Source organism: Oleiphilus sp. HI0043, assembly GCF_001634935.1.
The window spans coordinates 1-705 of sequence record NZ_LWEY01001896.1; the positions used below are offsets into that span (position 1 = coordinate 1).

The window sequence follows — 705 nt, forward strand, 5'->3', positions numbered from 1 at the left end:
ATAAGTAGATGGCAATTCAGTGGTTCCCGGGTCATATGCACAAGGCCCGCAAAGAAATTAAGAAAGTCATGTCTCAAATAGATGTGGTGATAGAAATACTGGACGCTCGGATTCCATTCAGCAGCTCCAACCCAATGATTCGCCAGCTTAAGGAAGATAAACCCTGCATTAAGATTCTCAACAAGTCTGATTTAGCTGATCCAGACGTAGTCAAAGCTTGGCAAGAACACTTCGAAAAAGATGCACAAGTTAAAACCTTGGCAATTAGTGCTAATACCCTTAGCAATAAAGGCGCTATCGCCAACTTATGTCGAAAACTCGCACCACATCGTCAAGATTCAGATAAGCCCATAAATGCCATGATTATGGGCATTCCCAATGTCGGTAAATCTACCCTGATTAATTCCATCGCCGGCCGAGCTATTGCAAAAGTTGGCAACGAACCTGCGGTGACAAAGCGCCAGCAAAAGATAAACCTTGATAACGGCATCGTTCTCTCGGACACCCCTGGCGTACTCTGGCCAAAACTCGAACCCGAAACCTGTGGTTATCGTTTAGCGGCAACAGGCGCGGTTAAAGACACCGCAATGGAATATGAATCCGTCGCTATTTTTGCCCTGGAGCATTTGGCAAACCATTACCCAGAAGCCTTGGCAACTCGCTTCAAGCTCGACTTCTCTACCTTTGATCTTCAGCAAGATAAGC

Annotated in this window: 1 protein-coding gene; it reads left to right on the forward strand. The window is 45.8% G+C overall.

Translation table 11 applies throughout. The annotated features are described in order from the left end of the window. Positions 1–68: 68 nt before the first annotated feature. The coding region (gene ylqF / locus A3729_RS29250; protein ID WP_231877530.1) for a ribosome biogenesis GTPase YlqF at positions 69–705 on the forward strand (637 nt) is incomplete at its 3' end.